We start from the raw sequence: 19,627 nt of genomic DNA on the forward strand, positions 1-19,627 counted from the left end.
TGGACCCACACTCTCCGATCGCCACTGGGGCCTCATCGGTTTCGCGGTGCTCGCGATCATTCTCGGGGTGATCGCCGCGATCTCGATGGTCGACCTCGACTCCACCGAATACCACGCCGACGTGTCCGACGCGGGCGCCATCAAGAAGGGCGCCGACGTGCGCCTGGCGGGGATCACCGTCGGCGAGGTCACCGACGTGAAGCTGCATTCGGACCACGCGAGCATCACATTCACCGTTGAGGACACCGTGTTCGTCGGTTCGCAGACTTCGCTGTCGGTGCGGATGCTGACCGTCGTCGGCGGCCACTACCTCGCGCTGATGCCGGCGGGCAGCACACCACTGGGCAAGGCGACGATTCCGGAGAACCGGGTGCTGCTGCCCTACAGCCTGCCCGAGATCTTCCAGGACGCCATCGAACCGGTCAGCGGCATCGAGGGCGAGAACCTGCGCAAGACCATGAAAGTCCTGGGCGAGGCCACCGCCGACAATCCGCAGTCGCTCAAACGGGCTGTCGCCGCGGTCGATTCGATCGTAGAGATCCTCGACAAACAGAACGCCGATGTCTCCCGCACCCTGAAAATGGCCGACGAATATGTGGGGGCGATCGAGGACACCAAGACCTCCTTCCGGCAGATCATCGATTCCTGGAACTTCCTGGAGGATCTCGCGGAAGAAAAGATGGTCGTCGTCGGCAAGGCGCTCACGTCCGTCGCCTCGATCCTGCAGTCGTTGTCGCCGCTGGGCAAGCACTACAACTCGACGTTGCGGCCAATGGTCATCGAACTGGCGAAGGCGCAGAAACCGCTGGGCGAACTGCTCAACAAGTGGGGTGAGGTGGTGGGTTCGGTCAAGGAGATCGGCGACAAACTGCGCACCGCCGCCGGCGAGAAACGTGAACCCATCACGATCTGCGTCCCGACCCCGGACAAGGCGTGCTGATCATGCAGTGGCTCGTGAAGTCTCGTTCGCGTGTCGCGCTCATCGCGCTGGTGCTCATCGCCGCCGTCGTCGCGGTGGGGTACCGGGCATTCGGCCCGGACGAGGACACCCGCTCCTACTGCGCGCTCATGCCCGACTCGATCGGCCTGTTCCGCGACAGCGCCGTCACCTCCTTCGGGGTCCAGGTCGGCAAGGTCACCAAGATCGGCACCGAGGGTACCGAGGCCAAGGTGGAGTTCGAGATCCGCAAGGACCGCAGGCTGCCCGCCGATGTTGGCGCGACGACGCTCTCGCACACCCTGATCGCCGACCGTAGGCTCGCCCTCATCGGCGCGGAGCCCGAAGCCGGTGCGCCGACCTGGGATTCGGGCAAATGCATTACCAAAACCCTGACCCCGCAATCGATCACACAGACCTTCGCGGCGCTGTCCAAGCTCGCCGACGAACTGAATGGAACACTGACCCCCGCCGAGGCGAAGGACATCTCGCGCGGCGTCAAGGGATTGGCCGCCTCGCTGGACGGCACCGGCGAGGACATCAACGCCGTCATCACCCAACTCGGCACCGCCCTGAAGTCGCCCGATGCGGCGATCGCCCGGCTCGGTGAGATCATCACCGACCTCGCCGGTATCACCGAACCGACCGCCGACCACTGGGCCGACATCAAGTCGTTCCTGGTGCGCCTGGAGCCGACCATCGATTCGGTGAACCAGCACATGACGGTGCCCGCCGCCGAGATCCTGCAGCGGCTGCGCTATGTGGTGCCGCAGCTCAACGACATCGCGATGCTGTACGGCGCCGACTTCATCAACAATGTGCAGAACATGGACAATCTGCCCGCCCAGATCTCGGCGGGCGTCACCGGACTCACCGAGATGATCGACCGGCTGCCGGTGATCACGAGCGCCTTCAGCAATGCGATCGACCCGAAGACACAACGCGTCACGTTGCACTACACCGCCAAACCTGCTGCCCTGCCGCAACTGTCATCGAAGCAGTTGTGTGCCGCCTTGGGCCGCAAGGACAGTTCCTGCACCGACGACGGTCCGCTCGCCGGCCTGCTGCCCGGCCTGCTCACCGGAGGTGGTCGATGAGAACTCTCCGCATCACCCTGCCCGCCAACGGGTTCCGGCTGCGTCGCACCGTCGCCGCGCTCGGCCTGTCGGTGACGGTGGCGCTGAGCGCGACCGCATGCGACTTCGACGCGTCCAGCCTGCCCGCTCCCGGCGGCGGCACCAGCGGTGACACGTACCCGGTGCACATCCAGTTCGCCAATGTGCTCAATCTTCCCGACGGCGCCCAGGTCGTCGCCGACGGTGTGCCCGTCGGCAGGCTGTCCAAGCTCACGACCGACAACCGGGGTTTCGTGGTCGCCGAAGTGAACATCGATTCCGATGTCACCCTGCCCAGTACGACCACGGCGATGCTGCGCCAGTCCGCTCCCCTGTCCGATGTGCACATCGCCCTCACCAGCACGCGTGGAGCGTCGACCCACACAGGCGCGGGGGGCGGCTCGGTCCTGCGCGGCGGATCGACGATCCCGCTCACCCAGACCTCGCAGGCCCCGCAGATCGAGGACACCCTCTCGCAGCTGGCCACGGCCACCGGCAACGGCACGTTCACCAATCTGATCTCCACAGTGCGCGAGGTCAACAAGGCCTTTCCTGACGACCTGACCCGCACCGCAAAGGCTTTCGACGTCATCGGGAAGGACCTCAAGGATCTCGCCGACAATCAGGGCTCGCTCGATTCGCTGCTCGACGGCCTCGGCGACACCACACAGTCCGTCATCGACCACCGCGAGAAGCTGGCCCCGCTGCTCACCCAGGCCGGGGTGGACCGCACCACGTCGTCGATGCGCTCGATCCTGAACATGGTGTACATCCTCACCGACCTCGGAAAGGTCGCCCCGCCCGGAAAGTGGCTGGCGCCGTTGATGGGCGCGTCGGACACCATGATCTCGGCGGTGATGCCGGTGCTCTTCGGCGCGCGTCCGCTCGACACCACCACCCCGCACAACATGAGCCGGCTGATCGACCTGATCAGCAAGGACGTGATCCCCTGGTCGACCACCGGCGCGAAGGTGGACCTCACCAAGGTGACCGTGAACGGACAGTCCTTCTCGGGAGACGACCAGGCTCAGGTGGTCGTGCAGTTGATGAAGATGATCGGGCTGGTGCGGTGATGGCGATCAAACGCAAGATCCCCACCGCGGCCCTGTCACTGGGTGCGATCGCCCTCGTGCTCGTGGTCGGCATCGTCTACATCCTGGTGTCGGTGCTGCGGGTGGAGCCGTTCAAGGACTACCGCACCATCACGATCGCGATGAGCGGTTCGGGCGGCATCGAGGTCAATTCGCCTGTGCTGGTGGTGGGTAACGAGGTCGGCAAGGTGACCGACCTGCGCATCGGGCACGACGGCGGCGTCGAAGCCGTCATCCGGGTCGACGACGACAAGCCGATCCCCGCCGACAGCACGATGAGCGTGGAGAACCTGTCGGCGCTGAGCGAGCCGTACATGATCTTCCGGCCCGACTCCGCCGGCGGACCGTCCCTGCGCGACGGCCAGCACGTCGACACCCGTGAGAGTTTCATCCCGGTCACCATCTCGGATACCGCGGGCAAGGCCGTCACGCTGCTCGAGCAGTTCGATCCCGACGCCATCTCGAGCCTGGTGAACACCCTGCGCGAGGGTCTCGACGGCACCGAGGCCGTGATGCCGCAGCTGCAGCGCTCGGCCCGGCTGCTCGCGCAGACCCTCATCGCCAAGAATCCCGACCTGAAAACCCTGCTGACCAGCATCCAGCGGGTCGGCGGTGACCTGTCCTGGCTGGGTCCGGCGCTGCACGACGGCGGTCCGTCGTGGGAATCCCTCGGCACCGGCATCATCTCGAAGATGTCGGCGGAGCTGGCGAACCTGGCCGACCAGCGCGACCCGTCGGAATACACCGATCAGACCGGCATGATCGGGTTCCTGACCAAGATGACCGACGTCCTGGTGAAGATCGGTCCCGGTCTCAAACCCCTGGGCCCCAGCCTGCAGCCACTGGTCGACCAGTCCGCGACCGCCTTACAGCGTCTCGATATCGGCGAACTGCTCACCCAGGCGCTGGGCACCGTCGGATCCGACGGCGCACTACGCCTGCAACTCAACGTCACACCACCCGGAAAGTGAGGGCTACTCTCGTGACCACCCAGATGGAAGAAGCCACCGAGGCGAAAGTCGAAGTGCCCGAGGACGAGACGTCCCCGAAGACCGAGACCTCCCCGACGACCGAGACATCCACGGAGACAACGGCGTCCACGAAGCGGGAGGCGAGCGCGGCAGCGAGTGCCTCTCAACCGCGCCAGATCGCGATATCGGTGCGGTCACTGGCCGTCGGTGCCGCGTTGATCGCACTCGCCGCCGCCACGATCGTGTTCGCATTGCTGTGGATGGGTGCGCGGTCGGACGTCTCGGACCGCGACGCGAAGGCCTCGAATGAGAAACGCGCCGAGCAGATCTCGCTCGATTACGCGGTCGGCGCAGCCACCACCGACTACCAGAAGCTCGACGAGTGGTTCGCCACCCTCAAGAAGGGCACCACCTCCGAGCTCGCGGCCAAGTTCGACGCGACGTCGGGGTCGCTCAAGCAGATCCTGGCACCGCTCGGCTGGAAGTCGACGGCCCAACCGATCACCGCGGTGACCAAGTCCGAGAACGACGGCGTGTACAAGGTGGACGCCTTCGTCAATGTGAGTTCGACGAGTTCGCAGGCTCCCAACGGCGCGACCACCACGGTCACCTACAGCATCACGATCGACAGCAAGCACGACTGGCAGATCACCGACGTCGGTGGCCTGCAGAGTATCGTCGGCAAGTAGTGGTGTGCGCCCGGTCACGCCCAGGGTGTTCAATCGACAGCGGTGTTCAATCGACAGCAGAGGGCACGCACACCGAGCGTGCACAATCGACAGCGAGGAGGCGGCGATGGCCCGCAGACTGCAATGCCCGTGCGGTGAGGGATTCCGCGAGGAGACCGACGACGAACTGGTGGCGAAGGTGCAGGAGCACCTGGCCAAAGAGCATCCCGATCACCAGTATTCGCGCGACGAAATCCTGTTTCTCGCTTACTGATCCGGGTGTTCGCGGGGGCCGCGTACGGTACGGCCGAAGGCGGGTGTCCCCCTGGGACACCCGCCTTTTCTCACGCCCGGACCAAACGGCGCGATTCGGTTGACTACCATCACGGGAGGCATTACCGTTGTCCTTACGGTAAGTTGTTTCAATCCGCCCGAGGGAGTCCGTATGCGTATCATCGTCGACCGCGACCGCTGCGTCGGCCACGGGATCTGCGAGTCCATCGTCCCCGAGGTCTTCGAGGTTCTCGACGAGGGATATGTGCACATCCACGAGGACGCGATCGCCGATGCCGACGAGGCGGCGCTCACAGACGCCGTCAACGGCTGCCCGTCGGCCGCGCTGTCGATCGAGCCATAACCCGTCGAGCCCTACCCGTCGAGCCATTGCCCGTCGCGCCAGAATTCCGTCGCATCAGAGCCGGCGAACCCTCCGGCGACACACCCTGTGGTCGCCCGAATACGCCCGCGAGCATGACGAATACCACTACTGTTGACATTGCAGTTGGCCGCACCGAACGGCACAATCGATAAACGGTCTTTTGTCATCACGCCCAGGTGACCGACAAGCAACCGCAACCAGAGAATCCGACCAACCAACTCACAGGAGGTGGCCCGACCATGGCAGGTCAGGAATCCGCGCCCAAGCGCAAGCGCCGCGAGCGCGGGTCGATCGACCCCGAGGAAATCATCAACGGCGCATTCGAACTCGCCGAAGAGGTCTCGATCGACAACCTGAGCATGCCCATGCTCGGCAAGCACCTCGGCGTAGGGGTCACCAGCATCTACTGGTACTTCCGCAAGAAGGACGACCTTCTCAACGCGATGACCGACCGGGCCATCACCCGGTACCAACTGCCCGCCGCGATGAAGACCACCGGCGACGACTGGCGCACCCAGTTGCACGGGCACGCGCACTCGATGCGCAAGGCCTTCCTGGCCCACCCGATCCTGTGCGACCTGCTGCTCATCCGGTCGACGATGAGCACCAAGGCCGGCGCGATGGGCGCCAAGGAGATCGAGCGCATCGTCGCGCTGCTGATGGACGCCGGGCTGTCGCTCGAGGACGCCTACGACAGCTACTCCGCGGTGCAGCTGCACATCCGTGGCTCGATCGTGCTGGAGCGGCTCTATCAGCGCAGCAAGGCCGAGGATTCCGGGAACGTCGCCTACTACGAGAACCTGGTCATCACCCCCGAGGCCACCCCGCTGCTCGCGGAGGCCGAGGCCAACGGCTGGGTGGCCGGCGCCCCCAACGACCACAACTTCGAGTACGTGCTCAACTGCATCCTCGACAACACCGAGCGGCTCATCGCCGCGAAGGCATCGGTGGCTTCGAGCGCCTGACAGCACCGTTCACCAGAGTCCGAAGACCTCTAACAGTAAGTCTTACCGTTAGGGACTCGACAGGGGTTGTAAGCTACTTAGGACAGCCAGTGCACAGTGCTGGAAGCAGCCCCGGAAGAGGTACGGACCATGAAGACCACAGGTGCTCTCATCAGGCAGGCCGGCTCCCCCTGGTCGGTCGAGGAGATCGAGATCGGCGAGCCGCGCCGCGGCGAGGTGACGGTCGCGATGGAGTGCAGCGCGCTGTGCGAGTCCGACCACAATCTGGCCGCGGGCACCATCCCCATGGGCACGCCACCGGTCCTCGGTGGCCACGAGGGCGCCGGCGTCGTGGTGGCGGTCGGCGAGGGTGTGACGGAACTGGCCGTCGGGGACCACGTGGTCACCTCGTTCCTGCCGTCGTGCGGTAAGTGCGGCCCGTGCCAGGCGGGCCTGCCCAACCGGTGCGACGGCAGCGGCAATACCGGCGGCCTGCTCGGCGGGGCGTCCATCGCCGACGGCAGCCACCGCATCACCACCGCCGACGGCCGGCCCGTGGCTCCGATGGCACTGGTGGGAACCTTCGCACCGTACGTTGTGGCCCACCAGAATTCGTTAATCAAGATCGATCCGTCGATCCCCTTCGAGGTCGCCTGTCTGGTCGGCTGCATGCTCACCACCGGGTACGGCGCCGCCGTACACGCCGAGGGTGTCTCACCGGGCGAGGACATCGCCGTCATCGGGATCGGAATCGTCGGCGCGGCAGCCATTTCCGGGGCCGTGGTCTCCGGTGCCGAGCGGATCTTCGCCGTCGATTCCTCCGCCGAACGCCGCGAACTGGCGCTCAAACTCGGCGCGACCCATGCCTATTCCACCATCGCCGATGCCCTCGCCGAGATCGGAACCCTCACCGGCGGGCACCTGTGTGCCCACGTCATCGCCACCGGCGACCCGGCCGAGGCCCGAGACTGGATGACACTCACCGCCAAGGGCGGTACCTGCGTGTTCACCGGCATGGGCGACCTGTCCGATCACGACTCCGAACTGCGCATCCCGGTGGCCGAACTGCTGCAGAAGAACCTGCGCAGCAGCATCTTCGGCGGCGGCAACCCGCGTCACGACATCGCCGAACTGCTCGCCCTGTACAAGCTCGGCGATCTTCCGCTCGGTGACGTCGAGACCGTCGAATACCGGCTCGAGGACATCAACGAGGGCTTCGCCGACCTGCGGAACGACCACCTGCGCCGGGGTTTCGTGCGGTTCACCGACGCCGACCGCTGACCACCACCGCCGGAGAAGAACGGACTGATACATGACGGACACCGTCGACTCCATCTACGACCTGTTCACACTTCTGGGATTCCGTGAGTGGACCGATGAGAACGGCTCCGTCGTGGTGGAACTGCCACTGGCCCCGCACATCACCAATCACGCCGGGGCCATCCAGGGCGGATTCATCGCCACCCTCGTCGACACCGTGGCCGGCCGCGCGGTGATCGGCAGCCTCACCGAACGCAAGATGGTGGTCACCTCCGACATGAACATCCGCTATATCCGCGGTGTCCGTGAGGGTTTCGCCCGCGGTACGGCGCGGGTGGTGCACCTCGGGCGGCGCTCGGCCGTCATCGACGTCACCGTGACCGAAGAACCCTCCGGCAAGTTGGCGGTGGTGGCCACCGCCAACTTCGCCATCATGGACCCACCCGCGGGCGTCACCAAGGACGACGTCAACGCCGTCTAGGCGGTCCACGTTCTCGCTGGTCGAGGCGCGAGGAGCGCAAGCGACGAGCCTCGAAACCTGGTGAGAGGACATTGTCGCCTCACCGGGTTTCGAGGCTCATCGCCTAGCGGCTCTTCACACCTCAACCAGCAATGGGATTGTCAGCCAGAGGGTTTGGGGGTGGTCGAACTGGGCATGATGGCCTTACTGATGCTGTCGTCGGAGATGAGTGAGAGCTCCGAGACCTTCCAGCTGCCTTGGTGTTTGGTTACTTCCATCTCGATGCGGCTGGGCACCACCGAGGTGGCGCCGGCGCCCTTGCGGGAGACCGTCTGATCCAGGAACAGCAGGATGGTGGCCGAATCCTTATGAGCCTGGACCACTCCCGCGTCGGCGATGGAGATCGTGGAGGTGACGTCGTTCTTGTCGACGACGTACACCATCTGGTCGTCGGTGAGCACCTGATCGAATTGCTTGGCGGCGTTGCCGGTCAGCATCGGCTTCACCTTCTCGACGTTGGCACGCACCGTCGCCGGCGAGTAGGTGAACATCAGTCCGGCCACCTCGCGCCCCTTGGCCACCGCGTCCCGACGGGCGTCGTCGACAGAGCCGTCGTCGTCGCGTCCGGCGGCGACGAGGATCACCGCCACGGCGAGTGCGACGATCAGCACCGCCGCGACCCCCGCCGCAAGTGGCCGTGCTCCCGGCGCCAGACGAGGTCTGGCCAGGCGGACCACGGGGGTCCGGGCGGTCCTCGGTGAGTCCGCCTGCGCGGTGGCCGTTTCCGGATTCTGGGCGGGTGAGCCGGGGTTCGGGGTCTCGGGCATCACACCACCCAGTCGATCGCGCCGAGTGCCAATTTGCCGTCGCGTTTGTCGACGCGCACGCGCCACCGGAAGGTCTTGATCTCCGGCTGCTGCCCAGGGCTTTCCATCCGCCAGCCGGACACCAGCAGGACCGTCGCCGAGCTGTCGTCGATCTTGGACACCGCGGTCCGCACCACCTTTCCGGTGGTGGTGACGTTCTGTGTCTTGACCAGGTCCACGATCTGGTCGAGCGATGCGTCGTCGGCACCCAGGGCCTTGCCCGCACCGGCCTGCTTCAACTGCGAGGTCACCCGATCTACGTTGCCACTGTTGAGGGTGGTCAGTTCGGTGACCATGACGGCCGCGTACTGGGTGTAGCGCACGCGCTCGGTGTCGTCGGGCTCCGACGAACCGTCGGCCGACAGCAGGACCACGAGAGTCGATGCCAGTGCCAGGATCACGGCGACCGCGAGCGCCCAGCCCACGACGGCGATCCTGCCCGCCCCGGTTCTGGTCACCGCCGGCCTGGTCGCTCCGGTGCGCGTCACTTCAGTGTCGTGGTGATCAGCTGCTCCCACTGTGTGGCGACCTCCCCCTTGCTGCTCGCTGTGTCGACCCGGTAGACCTTGCCGTCCGGACCTGTGTATTCGCCGGTGCGCGGGTCGTAGTTGGTGGCGTACACCGACGGGGTGGAGTCGACGGAGGTCGGCGCGGCGGGCACCAGCTTTCCCTGGGCGCCCGTGTTGGAGGCGGGTTTGGGCACCAGCCCCGGAACACCGTTGGGCAGGGGCAGACTCTTCTGGTCGAGCGGCTGGTATCCGGTGCGGCATTCGGCCGGGGTAGAGGCGCGCCGGCCGGGGTATTCGACGCACGGATAGTTGCGCGAGCCACGCACGGCGAGGGGGCTGTCGTGGGCGACCTTGCACAGCATCCCCGACGGATAGTCCTTGACCGTCTGGTCGCCCGGGCTGCGCCGCTTCTCCAGCGGATAGAAGCCGACGGTGCACGGCGGCGGATCCTGGAACGATGCCACGAAGTCGACGTTGGCGCCCTTGTCCGAGTCCTCGCTGTTGATCGCGGTGATCAGACCGGCGATCAGCCGCGGGTAGATCACCACGATCTGGTTGAGGTTGGCGTGATACACCGCAAGCGTTTTCGCGGTCACGGACAGGTTGTCAATGAGCAGCGGCAGCGTCGGTTTGAGTGACTCGAACAGTTGCCTGCCCTTGTCCGCGGTCGCCGGTCCCTTGTTCAGGATGCCGGTGATCTCAGGCTTGTTGGCGCGCAACTGGTCGGTGACCGTGGTGAGATCACGGGTCCACGAGGCTATCTCGGTGCGGGTCTTGTCCTGCGAGGCCAGCACCGGCTCGGCCGAGTCGATCAGCTTGACGATGGCGTCGCTGTTCTTGTTGGCCTCGGACAGGAACAGGGTCACCGAGTCGATGAACCGCTGTACGTCCTCGGTGCGGCCGTCGAAGGCGGCGAACGCCTCGGTGATCACGGTGCGCAGGTTGCTGTCCTCGATCTGGGCGAGCATCTCGTCGGCGCGGTCGATGACGCCGCTGATGGGGACGGTGATCTCGCCGATGATCACCGAGCCGTCGCGCAGCATCTCCGACGAGATCGCCACCGGCGTCGCATCGCTCTCGGTGTCCTGTTCGGGCACAGCGAAATCCACGTACTGTTCGCCGATCGCCGACGCGCTGCGCACGGTGGCCGTCAGGTTCTTGGGGATCCGCGCCGAATCGTCGATGATCAGCGCGGCGGTCACGCCTTCCGGGGTGAGCTTGACCGAGTCGACCCTGCCGACCGTGACACCCCGGTAGGTGACGTTCGAATTCTTGTAGAGGCCACCGCTGGCCGCCAGGTTGAGCGTCACCTTGTATTTGCCGATACCCAGCATCCCCGGCACCGCCAGGTAGCTGATGGCCACGATGAGCAGCGCCACCGTCCCGACAACGGCGAACGCCAGAAGCTGGAGCCTGACCTTGCGGGTGATGTTCATCGCGGTCCCCCGGTCGGTGCTGCCGAGCCGGTGGTCGACGCCTGTGCGGACCGTCTCTGGCCCGGCTTCTTCTGGCCCGGCTTCTTCTGGCCCGGCTTCTTCTGGCCCGGCTTCTTCTGGCCCGGCTTCTTCTGGGCGGCCGTGCGCTGATCCGGGTCGTTCTGGTCCCGGAGTGGTCCGGTGAACGGATCGCCGCCGACCCGCGCCCGGCCCGCCTGCTTACCGGCCACGCTCTCCGGGTTGACCATCGTCTTGGCAAAGCCCCGCGACAGCCGGTTGAGCGTGAGGTCCAGGTAGATGGCGCCGTTGAGATAGTCGCCGCGGACGAACTGCGGCACCTGTCCGGCCGGGAACGGGAACGTCATCAGGTAGCCGAACGAGTTGACGAAGCTCGGTCCGCTGAGCACCAGTTGCTCGATGAACTTCTCCAGTTCGGTGAGCGTGGTGGAGATATCGTCCGAATTGGCCCGCAGCACACTGTTGGTGGTGCGGCTCAGCTTGTCGACCGACGCCAGCGCGTTCACCAGTTCGGGCCGTTCCTCATTGAGCATCCGCAGGATCTTCGGCCCGTCGGTCAGGGCCTGCTCGATGGTGGGCTTCTGCGCGTTGATGGTGCCGGTGAGCCGGTTCATGCCGTCGAGAGCGGTGACCAGATCGGCCCGCTGGTCGTTGAGGAGGTCGACCATCGTCGCGGCCCGCGGCAGCAGCCTCGACAGTTCGCCGGTGCGGCCGGCGAGCACCCGGTTGAGTTCGTCGACGACTGTGCCCACCTGCGACAGTCCACCGCCGTTGAGCACCACCGACAGCGAGCTGAGCACCTGTTCGGTGCTCGGCACCGTACATTTGCTGATCTTCTGAGCGACGGTCACATTCGGTATGCCCCCGGATTCGGGTGCGGTCATCTCGGGCTGCTCGGGGCAGTCCTGCGCCGAGAGCCGGTCCCCCGCCCGCAGAAAACCGCCGCGTTCGTGTTCAGGCGGCACGATCGCCACGTGCATCGAACCGAGCACGCTGGTGTAGCCGACCCGCGCGTACGACCCGGCAGGCACCTTCACTCCCGGTTTGAGCCGCAGCGTGACCTCGGCCTGCCAGTTCTTTACCCCCTGCCTTGTCGTCACCTTCAGTGCGCCGATCGACCCGACGGTCGCGTCGTTCATCATCACCGGCGCGTTGACCGTGACATTGCCCGCCGTCGGCATGATCGCGGTCAGGGTGTACGAACCGTCCTGGGTGCCGGCCACACCTGGCACGGAGATGTTCTGCACCCCCTCGAACGAACAGCCCGCCGACACCAGCAGCGTCGCGGCCACCCCCACCGCTACCAGTATCCGCGGCATCGCCGCACCCCGCATGCGCATCACTTGCCTCCGAACGGAACGAGAAGAGAGGTCAGCGAATTGGTGTCCTTACCCGGATTCTCCTTGCGGTTGCCGGCGTCGATATCGTCCTGGCGGGCCTGCGCGCGCCGTTTGACGTCCTCGTTCTGGTAGATCAGCTGGTCCTGGGTGGCCGACATACCGGTCATCGGATTGAGCAGGAACGGCGGATAGTTGACGGCGATCGAAGCCAGCATCGGCCCCAGCACGTCGACGCATTCGGCCGCGTCGGCCTGCACCGGGTTGCCCTTGAGGTCCGAACCCTCGATGGCCTGGCACAGGAAGTTGATGAGACTGCCGCCGTTGCCGAGGGCGAACGCACCGGTCAGCGAGCCGGTCAGCGGGTTGTAGATGTTGTAGAAGTTCACCAGCTGATGCGGCCCCGAATGCAGCAGGCCGCGGATCTGCTCGTCCTTCTGCTTTATCGTGGTGGTGACGTCCGAGAGCCGCTCCACCGAGGTGCTCAGCGCACCGGTGTTGGTGTCCAGGAACGAACTCACCTCACCCAGAACCGAATCCACTTCTTTCAGTGCGCCGTCGAGTCTGCCGGTGTTGCCGGCGAGCAGCTTGGACACCGACGCTATCCGGCCGTTGAACTCCATCATCTGATCGTCCACCGACGACAGCGCGGTGGTGAGCGTCTGCAGATTACGCACGGTGGCGAACAGATCGCCCCGGTTGTCGGCCAAGGTGGTGCTGACCCTGGACAGGTCCTTGAGCGCCCGGTTCAGGTCGGCGCCGGTGCCGTCGAGGTTGCGGCCCAGCGTGTTGACGGTCCGGGCGAGTGAGCCCTTCTCGTCGTCGTCCTTCGGTCCGAGATTGTCGGCGAGCTTGTCGAGTTCACTCTTGACCTGATCCCATTCGACGGGAATCGCGGTGCGTTCCATCGGGATCTGACCGCCGTCGCCGAGTGTGTCGCCACCGTGGTAGACCGGCGTGACCTGGATGAAGCGGCCGCCGACGAGACTGTCGGCGACGATGTAGGCGCTCGCGTTCTTGGGGAGTTTCCGGGAGCTGTCGACGGTGAATCTCACCTTGACGTCCCCGGACCGGGGCGTGATGGAGCTGACCTTGCCGACCTCCACACCGATGATCTTCACCGGGTCACCGACGAACATGCCGGAGGTGGCCTTGAAGTACGCGGTGTAGGTGTTGTAGCGCAGGTTGTTGACGATCGTGCCGCCGATGATGACGGCGGCGACGATCGCGATCACGGCGACCACCGCGATCCAGACCGCACGGGGCACCGATCGCACACCGGCGGCGATACCGCTCGATCCGCTCATGATGTCCGTCCTCCTGCCTGCCGCGTATGAGTCAATGTGCTTGCTGCCGACCGCATGTCAGGGCGGTCCCGGGGTGTACGAGGTGGGCGGCATATAGGTGGCGATCGGCGCGTTCCGGGTGTCCTGCGACTTCTTGTACTCGGGGTTGAGCTGGAAGTTCTTCGGGTTGATCGGGTTGTACCGGAGCATCGCCGCCCACGCCTGCGGATACTTCTGTTTGAACAGTTTGATGAAGATGTTGGTGATGTCGCCCGACGACGGGAACTGCGCGAGCGCCTGGAAGTACGGCGCGCTGGCGACCGCCTCGCCGAGCGAGTTGGCGTACGGGCCGAGCCGGTCGATACCGTCGGCGAGGTAGGTCTTGTCCTGCTGCAGCACCTTGACCACGTCGTCGAGCCTGCGCAGGGCGGGAGCGAGTCTGGTGCCGTTCTCGTCGATGAACGCGCGCAGCTGCACCGAGACATCCTTGATCCCGGTCAGCAGGGTTTCGATGGCCTCGTTGCGCCGCTGCAGTTCACCGAACAACGAATTGGCCTGGGCGAGCAGCGTGGTGATGTCGCCGCTGCGTCTGCCGACGACCGCGGTGACGTCGTCGGCACGGCTGAGCAACTGGCCGAGCTGGTCATCGCGGGAGGCGATGGTGCGCGAGAGCCGGCTGATGCCGTCGACGGCGCCGCGCAGTTCTTCGGGGGTGTCGGCGAAGGCGTCCGACATGGCGTCGAGGGCGTCGTCGACCTTCGTGAGCTTGGTGTCGTGGATGGTGGAGGCGGTGTCCTGCAGGGCCTCGGTGAGGGTGTAGCCGGGGGTGGTCTGCTCGACGGGCAGGTCACCGCCCGGCTTGAGCCGCTTGTCGCCGGCCGGGGTGATGGTGAGATTCCGCCGGCCCAGGATGGTTTCGGCCTGCACCGACGCCTTCGACGAGGTGCCGACCACCATGTCGTCGGCCATGTCGAAGGTGACCTCGGCGGTGGTCAGTGGTGTGCCGTCACCGCCGGTGCTGTCCCGCAGGGTGATCGAGCGGACCTTGCCGACCTCCACACCGGCCACCACCACCGAATCTCCAGAGCGCAGGCCGCTGGCGTCCTCGAGTTGTGCGGTGTACACGGCCCCGTTGGACAGGAACGGCAGCTTGTCCATCTGCAGTGCCGACAGCACCACCATCGCGGTGACCAGCACGCCGATCATGCCCATCCGCAGGCGCCGGGCGGCGATCACCGCGGCGTCGTTGGACGAATGCTTGTGCATCGGCGCATGTTTCGGCGACTTCTGGGGGTCGGGCTGGTTGGGTTCGCTCTCGCTCATCGTTTCTGGCACCTCCCCCCGGGATTCTGGTTCTTGTCGGTGGTGGAATCGAGCGCGGTCCAGTAGATGGTCTGGTTGTCGGGGCCGCTGAACATGATCGTGACCTTGCACAGCCAGATCTGCAGCCACGACCCGTAACTGCCGAGATTGCTGAGCCTGCGGAAGGCGTCGGGGAACTGCTTGAACGTGGTGTCGAGCTGTCCCGGCGACCGCAACAGATTGTCGGAGAGCTGATGCACCTCCGGGACCAGGTCTGCCAGCGCGGGCCGATTGGTCTCCAGCACATCGCTGAGCCTGGTGGTGAGTTCGGAGGTGCTCTGCAACGACGAGCCGATGGTGCCCCGCTGGCGGGCCAGTCCGTCGACGAGTTCGCGCATCTGCACCAGCGAGGTGTCCAGTCCCTTGCTGTTGTCGGCGAACGTCCCGAGCGAAGCGTTGAGATTGTCGATGACCTCGCCGATCAGTTTGTCCTTGTCGGCCAGCGCGGAGGTGAACGACGCGGTGTCACCGAGCAGCGATTCCATAGTCGTGCCCTGCCCCTGGAACACCTTGACCAGGCTGTCGGCGAGAGAGTTCACGTCGTCCGGTTTGAGCGTCTCGAACAACGGTTTGAAGCCGCCGAGCAGCACGTCGAGATTCAGCGCCGGTTCGGTGTTCTCCACCGGGATCGTGGCGTTGTGTTTGAGGGTCTGCAGCGAGGTTCCCGACCCCTGTTCGAGTTCGAGGTACCGATCGCCGGTGAGGTTCTCGTACCGGATCAGCGCGCGAACGTCGGTGGGCAGCTCGTAGGCGTCGTCGACGGAGAAACCGATCTTGGCCTGATGGTCGCGGGTCACCGCGACGCTCTGCACCCGGCCCACCTCCACACCGGCGATGCGCACCTTAGAGCCGGCGGTGAGGCGGGAGGCGCTGGTGAAGATCGCCGAATAGTCACCCGACGAGCCGCCGCGGAACTGCCCGAACACGATCACCAGACCGGCGAACACCAGCACCATGACGGTGCCGAACACGCCGAGTTTGAGTGCGGTGGCGCGGAAGACGCGATCTCTTTCGGTGGCCATCACTTGGGCCCCGGTCCCGGGTACTCGCCGAACATCAACTGGAACAGCCTCTTCGGGTTGACCTGCGGCGAGGTACGCGGCTGGTAGGGACGATCGGAGGTGTCGGCCACGTAGAACGGCGCCGGTGTCCGCTGGTTCACGTTTGACAGGCCTGCCATGCAGGTCGGGCCGCCTTCGGCTCCCACCTTGGGCAGGTCGTCGGGATAGCGGTAGCTGTCTTTGTTGGGCCGCAGCGTCGCGTTGAACTTGAAGAAGCCGGTGTCGGTGCCGAACACCCCGCCGGGCTGCATACCCGTGCCCAAGGCCACCCGGGCGATCGGCTCGAAGAAGCACCGCACCCCCGGCGCGAGACCACCGAACAGCGTCGCGGTCTGGGTGAAATCGGACAGGGTGGTGATGAGTGTGTCCTTCTTCGGGGCCAGTGTCTGATTCCCGGCGTCCGCCATACCGGTGAGGTTGACCAGCAGCGAGTCCAGATCGGACTGCTTGTCACGCAAGGTGTTTCCCAGGTTCGTCAGGTTGTCGACGGTGCGCACCAGGTCGGGTGCGGCATCGGCGTAGGTGTCGATGACGCGCCCGGCCGAACTGATGTCGTTGCGCAGTGTCTCCGCCCGCCCGCGCGAGGTCATCGTGCCCAGCAGTCTCGACAGTCCGGACAGACCCTCACCGAGCTTGTTGCCGTTGCCCTCCAGCGCCTTCGACAGCGTGCCCAGCACCACGTTGAGCTTCACCGGTTCGAGTTCGGCGAGCACCCCGACCAGCCGCTGGTAGACGGTGTTGAGTTCGACCGCCACCCGGTCTCCGGTGATCACCGCCCCCGAGGAGATCTTCTGCGGCGACGGATCGTCGGGGGTCTGCAACTCCACCGACTTGGCGCCGAAGACGGTGTTGGAGCGGATCATCGCACCCACGTTGGCCGGGATGTACTTGACCTGATCGCGTTCGATGTCGAGTTTCAGGGTGACCTTGCCGCGGCCCGGGTCCTCGTCTATGGAGGCGACCCGGCCCACCCTGACGCCGCGCAACTGGACCTTGGCCTCCGGGTTCATCACCAGGCCGGCCCGGTCGGCCACCACGGTCACCGGGATGGTGCGGGTGAAGGCGGCCTGGAACTGCATGATCGCCAGGACGACGACGGCCACCACGAAGAAGACGAGCGCCGCCGCGGCCGCCTTCTTGGCTCCCCCCGAGAATTCACTTCCGAAACTCATTGGCCCCGATTACCCCTACCCCGACAGATTGAACTTGCCGTCGATGCCGTAGATCGCCAGTGACATCAGCAGGGTGATCAGCACGACGGCCACCAGCGAGGCGCGCACCGCATTGCCCACGGCCACACCCACTCCCACCGGGCCGCCGGAGGCGTTGTAGCCGTGGTAGGTGTGGATCAGCATCACCGCCACGGCCATCGCTATGGCCTGCACGAACGACCACAAGAGATCGCTCGGCGCCAGGAACGTCGTGAAGTAGTGGTCGTAGACGCCCGACGACTGACCGTAGATGTACACGGTGGCGAACCGGCTGGAGAAGAAGGCCGCCACCGTGGCCAGCGCGTACAGCGGGACGATCGCGACCAGCCCGGCCAGGATGCGGGTGCCCACCAGATACGGGATGGCGGGGATCGCCATCGTCTCCAGCGCGTCGATCTCCTCCGACACCCGCATCGCCCCGAGCTGGGCGGTGGTACCGGCCCCGACCGTGGCGGCGAGCGCGATCCCGGAGATCACCGGGATCGCGATGCGCACGTTGATATACGCCGAGAAGAAGCCGGTGAGGGCCTCCACGCCGATGTTGGCCAGCGAACTGTAGCCCTGCACGGCGATGGTGCCGCCGGTGAACAGGGTCAGGAAGCCCACCACCACCACGGTGCCGCCGATGACCGCCAGCGCCCCGGTACCCATGGTGATCTCGGCGATCACCCGCAGCACCTCACGCCGGTAGTGCTTGACCGCGCGCGGGATGCTGGCGACGGAGACGAAGTAGTACAGCGCCTGCTCGCCGAGCTTCTCCCAGCTCGCGCCCGCCCGCCCGAGCCTGCGGCGCAGGCGCGGCAGCCTCGTGGTGCCGGCGAGAACGGGTCTGGCGGTCATCGGGATCCTGTCGGTGTGACTGCCCGGATCAGGGCATGATCGCGGTGCGCTGCACCGGTTCGGGAGCGGCCTGCCGCGAGTACAGGCCGCGCCGCAGGGCGAACAACAATTGGTTGCGTGTCTCGCGTGGATCGATCAACTCGTCGAATCCCATCATCTCGGCCGAATAGTAAGACGCGGCAAGTTCCATGTCGCGCAACTGTTTTGCCATATCCGCATCCGCCCCGGACGCAGAACTCAACGCCCCCGCCCCCATCGCTCCCATGGTCGCCCCAGGATAGGCGAAGGCCGCGACCTGATTGTCGAAACCGAGCAAAGACATCACCATCGACCCGAAGCCGTAGGCCTTGCGCAGGGTCAGGTGCAGTTTCAGGGTGGTCGCGGTGGTCTGGGCGGCGAACATCTTGCCACCGGCCAGCAGCACGCCCTCACGCTCGGACCTGCTGCCGGGCAGCATGCCGGGATTGTCGGCGAGGAAGATCAGCGGCAGGTGGAACGAGTCGGCGACCTGGATGAAGTGCGCGGCCTTGTCCGCGGCCGCGGCGTCGATCGACCCGGCCAGCACCTGCGGCTGGTTGGCCACCACCGCCACCGGATGCCCGCCGAGGTGGCCGAGCGCGCAGATCACGGCCTGCCCGAACTTCGGCTGGATCTCCATCCAGTCGTCGGTGTCGAGCACGATGTCGAGGACGTCGTGCATGTCATAGACGCGGCGGTTGTCGCGGGAGACCACCTCGAGCAACTCCGACGAGTCGCGGGGCCCGGTGATCTCCGGGTCGTCGGCGTCGCCGGGGCGCGGCGCCGGATACGACCAGGCGCTCGGCGGGAAGTACGACAGGTAGCGGCGCACCTCGTTCAGGCAGGTCAGGTCGTCGGCGTAGTGGTTGTGGATGACGCCGCTGGGGATGGCGACGGTGGGCCCGCCCAGGTCTTCTTTGGAGATGTCCTCACCGGTCGAGGCCTTCACCACCGGCGGTCCGGCGGTGAAGATCGATCCCTGGTCGCTCATCACCCGGAAGTCGGAGACCGGCGCCACCAGTGCGCCGTGACCGGCCGACGGCCCGAGCACCGCGGTCACGATCGGCACCTTGCCCGAGCACTGGGCCTGCATCAGGAGATCGGTGGGGGTGCGACCGTAGTGGTCGCCGGTGGGCCGGAAGCCCGCGCCTTCGAGCAGCATCACCATCGGGATCCGGTTGCGCAGGGCGAGTTCGGCGACGCGATACCGCTTGGCGTTGCTGCCGGGGGCGATGGTGCCGGCGAAGGTGGTGAAGTCCTCGGCGCCGACGACCACCGGCATGCCGTTGATCTCGCCGGTGCCGGTGACGATGGCGTCGGCGGCGATCTCACCGCCGACCAGGGTGCCGAACTCCTGGAAGCTGCCGGGATCGAGCAGCGCGCGGACCCGGGCGCGGGCGTCGAGCTTGCCCTTGGCGCGGTGCTTGGCCACCCGCTCGGCGCCACCCATCGCATAGGAGCGTTTGCGGCGCGCCTCCAGGTCGTCCAGGGTTTCGTCCCAGGCTCCTGCCTGCGTCGAGGTCATCGGGCCTCCGTGTCTCTCGTCTTGGTGCCGGCCGTTCCGGCGGACCATTTCACT

20 protein-coding genes are annotated in these 19,627 nt (G+C 66.0%); 10 read left to right on the plus strand and 10 right to left on the minus strand.

Annotated elements, in window-relative coordinates:
• From GOAMR_RS15875 to GOAMR_RS15915, 10 genes are all read left to right on the plus strand, one after another.
• The coding region (locus GOAMR_RS15875; protein ID WP_005190016.1) for an MlaD family protein at window positions 1–940 on the plus strand (940 nt) is incomplete at its 5' end.
• Between the two features lie 2 nt (window positions 941–942).
• Window positions 943–2,034 (plus strand): MlaD family protein, encoded by a 1,092-nt coding sequence (locus GOAMR_RS15880; protein WP_005190018.1) that lies wholly within the window; start codon window positions 943–945, stop codon window positions 2,032–2,034.
• Window positions 2,031–3,125, plus strand: a complete 1,095-nt coding sequence (locus tag GOAMR_RS15885; RefSeq protein ID WP_005190020.1) for an MlaD family protein — start codon at window positions 2,031–2,033, stop codon at window positions 3,123–3,125. The genes GOAMR_RS15880 and GOAMR_RS15885 overlap by 4 nt, the downstream gene beginning before the upstream one ends.
• Entirely contained in the window at window positions 3,125–4,114 is a 990-nt protein-coding gene (locus GOAMR_RS15890) for an MlaD family protein (RefSeq protein WP_005190022.1), read from the plus strand. The genes GOAMR_RS15885 and GOAMR_RS15890 overlap by 1 nt, the downstream gene beginning before the upstream one ends.
• 11 nt (window positions 4,115–4,125) lie before the next feature.
• Window positions 4,126–4,803, plus strand: a complete 678-nt coding sequence (locus tag GOAMR_RS15895) for a hypothetical protein (RefSeq protein WP_005190023.1) — start codon at window positions 4,126–4,128, stop codon at window positions 4,801–4,803.
• A 106-nt stretch (window positions 4,804–4,909) separates the two neighbouring features.
• Complete coding sequence (locus GOAMR_RS24260; protein ID WP_005190026.1) at window positions 4,910–5,056, plus strand: hypothetical protein; 147 nt, start codon at window positions 4,910–4,912, stop codon at window positions 5,054–5,056.
• A gap of 171 nt (window positions 5,057–5,227) precedes the next feature.
• Window positions 5,228–5,419: a ferredoxin gene (locus GOAMR_RS15900; protein ID WP_005190029.1), complete on the plus strand. Its 192-nt coding sequence runs from the start codon at window positions 5,228–5,230 to the stop codon at window positions 5,417–5,419.
• 260 nt (window positions 5,420–5,679) lie between these two features.
• Complete coding sequence (locus tag GOAMR_RS15905) at window positions 5,680–6,405, plus strand: TetR/AcrR family transcriptional regulator C-terminal domain-containing protein (protein WP_005190031.1); 726 nt, start codon at window positions 5,680–5,682, stop codon at window positions 6,403–6,405.
• A 129-nt stretch (window positions 6,406–6,534) separates the two neighbouring features.
• A complete protein-coding gene (locus tag GOAMR_RS15910; RefSeq protein ID WP_040515538.1) occupies window positions 6,535–7,665 on the plus strand; it encodes an alcohol dehydrogenase catalytic domain-containing protein in 1,131 nt (376 codons plus the stop codon).
• A 31-nt stretch (window positions 7,666–7,696) separates the two neighbouring features.
• Entirely contained in the window at window positions 7,697–8,125 is a 429-nt protein-coding gene (locus GOAMR_RS15915) for a PaaI family thioesterase (RefSeq protein WP_005190036.1), read from the plus strand.
• Between the two features lie 140 nt (window positions 8,126–8,265).
• On the opposite strand, the gene GOAMR_RS15920 is transcribed toward GOAMR_RS15915, so the two are convergent.
• From GOAMR_RS15920 to GOAMR_RS15965, 10 genes are read right to left on the minus strand one after another with little or no spacing between them, the layout of a single operon-like run.
• The gene (locus GOAMR_RS15920; protein ID WP_005190039.1) at window positions 8,266–8,931 is read right to left on the minus strand and encodes a hypothetical protein; all 666 of its coding nucleotides are present in this window, start codon (window positions 8,929–8,931) and stop codon (window positions 8,266–8,268) included.
• Complete coding sequence (locus tag GOAMR_RS15925; RefSeq protein WP_138943773.1) at window positions 8,931–9,428, minus strand: hypothetical protein; 498 nt, start codon at window positions 9,426–9,428, stop codon at window positions 8,931–8,933. Before GOAMR_RS15925 ends, GOAMR_RS15920 begins: the two co-directional genes overlap by 1 nt.
• Window positions 9,429–9,454: 26 nt before the next feature.
• The gene (locus GOAMR_RS15930) at window positions 9,455–10,915 is read right to left on the minus strand and encodes an MCE family protein (RefSeq protein ID WP_005190046.1); all 1,461 of its coding nucleotides are present in this window, start codon (window positions 10,913–10,915) and stop codon (window positions 9,455–9,457) included.
• Complete coding sequence (locus GOAMR_RS15935; protein ID WP_005190049.1) at window positions 10,912–12,273, minus strand: MlaD family protein; 1,362 nt, start codon at window positions 12,271–12,273, stop codon at window positions 10,912–10,914. Before GOAMR_RS15935 ends, GOAMR_RS15930 begins: the two co-directional genes overlap by 4 nt.
• Window positions 12,273–13,577, minus strand: a complete 1,305-nt coding sequence (locus GOAMR_RS15940; RefSeq protein WP_005190052.1) for an MCE family protein — start codon at window positions 13,575–13,577, stop codon at window positions 12,273–12,275. Before GOAMR_RS15940 ends, GOAMR_RS15935 begins: the two co-directional genes overlap by 1 nt.
• A 57-nt stretch (window positions 13,578–13,634) precedes the next feature.
• Window positions 13,635–14,879: an MCE family protein gene (locus tag GOAMR_RS15945; RefSeq protein WP_005190055.1), complete on the minus strand. Its 1,245-nt coding sequence runs from the start codon at window positions 14,877–14,879 to the stop codon at window positions 13,635–13,637.
• Window positions 14,876–15,940 (minus strand): MCE family protein, encoded by a 1,065-nt coding sequence (locus GOAMR_RS15950; protein WP_005190058.1) that lies wholly within the window; start codon window positions 15,938–15,940, stop codon window positions 14,876–14,878. Before GOAMR_RS15950 ends, GOAMR_RS15945 begins: the two co-directional genes overlap by 4 nt.
• Window positions 15,940–17,151: an MCE family protein gene (locus GOAMR_RS15955; RefSeq protein WP_005190064.1), complete on the minus strand. Its 1,212-nt coding sequence runs from the start codon at window positions 17,149–17,151 to the stop codon at window positions 15,940–15,942. Before GOAMR_RS15955 ends, GOAMR_RS15950 begins: the two co-directional genes overlap by 1 nt.
• Window positions 17,152–17,166: 15 nt before the next feature.
• Window positions 17,167–18,030, minus strand: a complete 864-nt coding sequence (locus GOAMR_RS15960) for an MlaE family ABC transporter permease (RefSeq protein ID WP_005190067.1) — start codon at window positions 18,028–18,030, stop codon at window positions 17,167–17,169.
• Between the two features lie 28 nt (window positions 18,031–18,058).
• Window positions 18,059–19,573, minus strand: coding sequence for an acyl-CoA carboxylase subunit beta (locus GOAMR_RS15965; protein ID WP_005190070.1), 1,515 nt, complete (start codon window positions 19,571–19,573; stop codon window positions 18,059–18,061).
• Window positions 19,574–19,627: the final 54 nt, after the last annotated feature.

Source organism: Gordonia amarae NBRC 15530 (assembly GCF_000241345.1).
Lineage (GTDB): Bacteria > Actinomycetota > Actinomycetes > Mycobacteriales > Mycobacteriaceae > Gordonia > Gordonia amarae.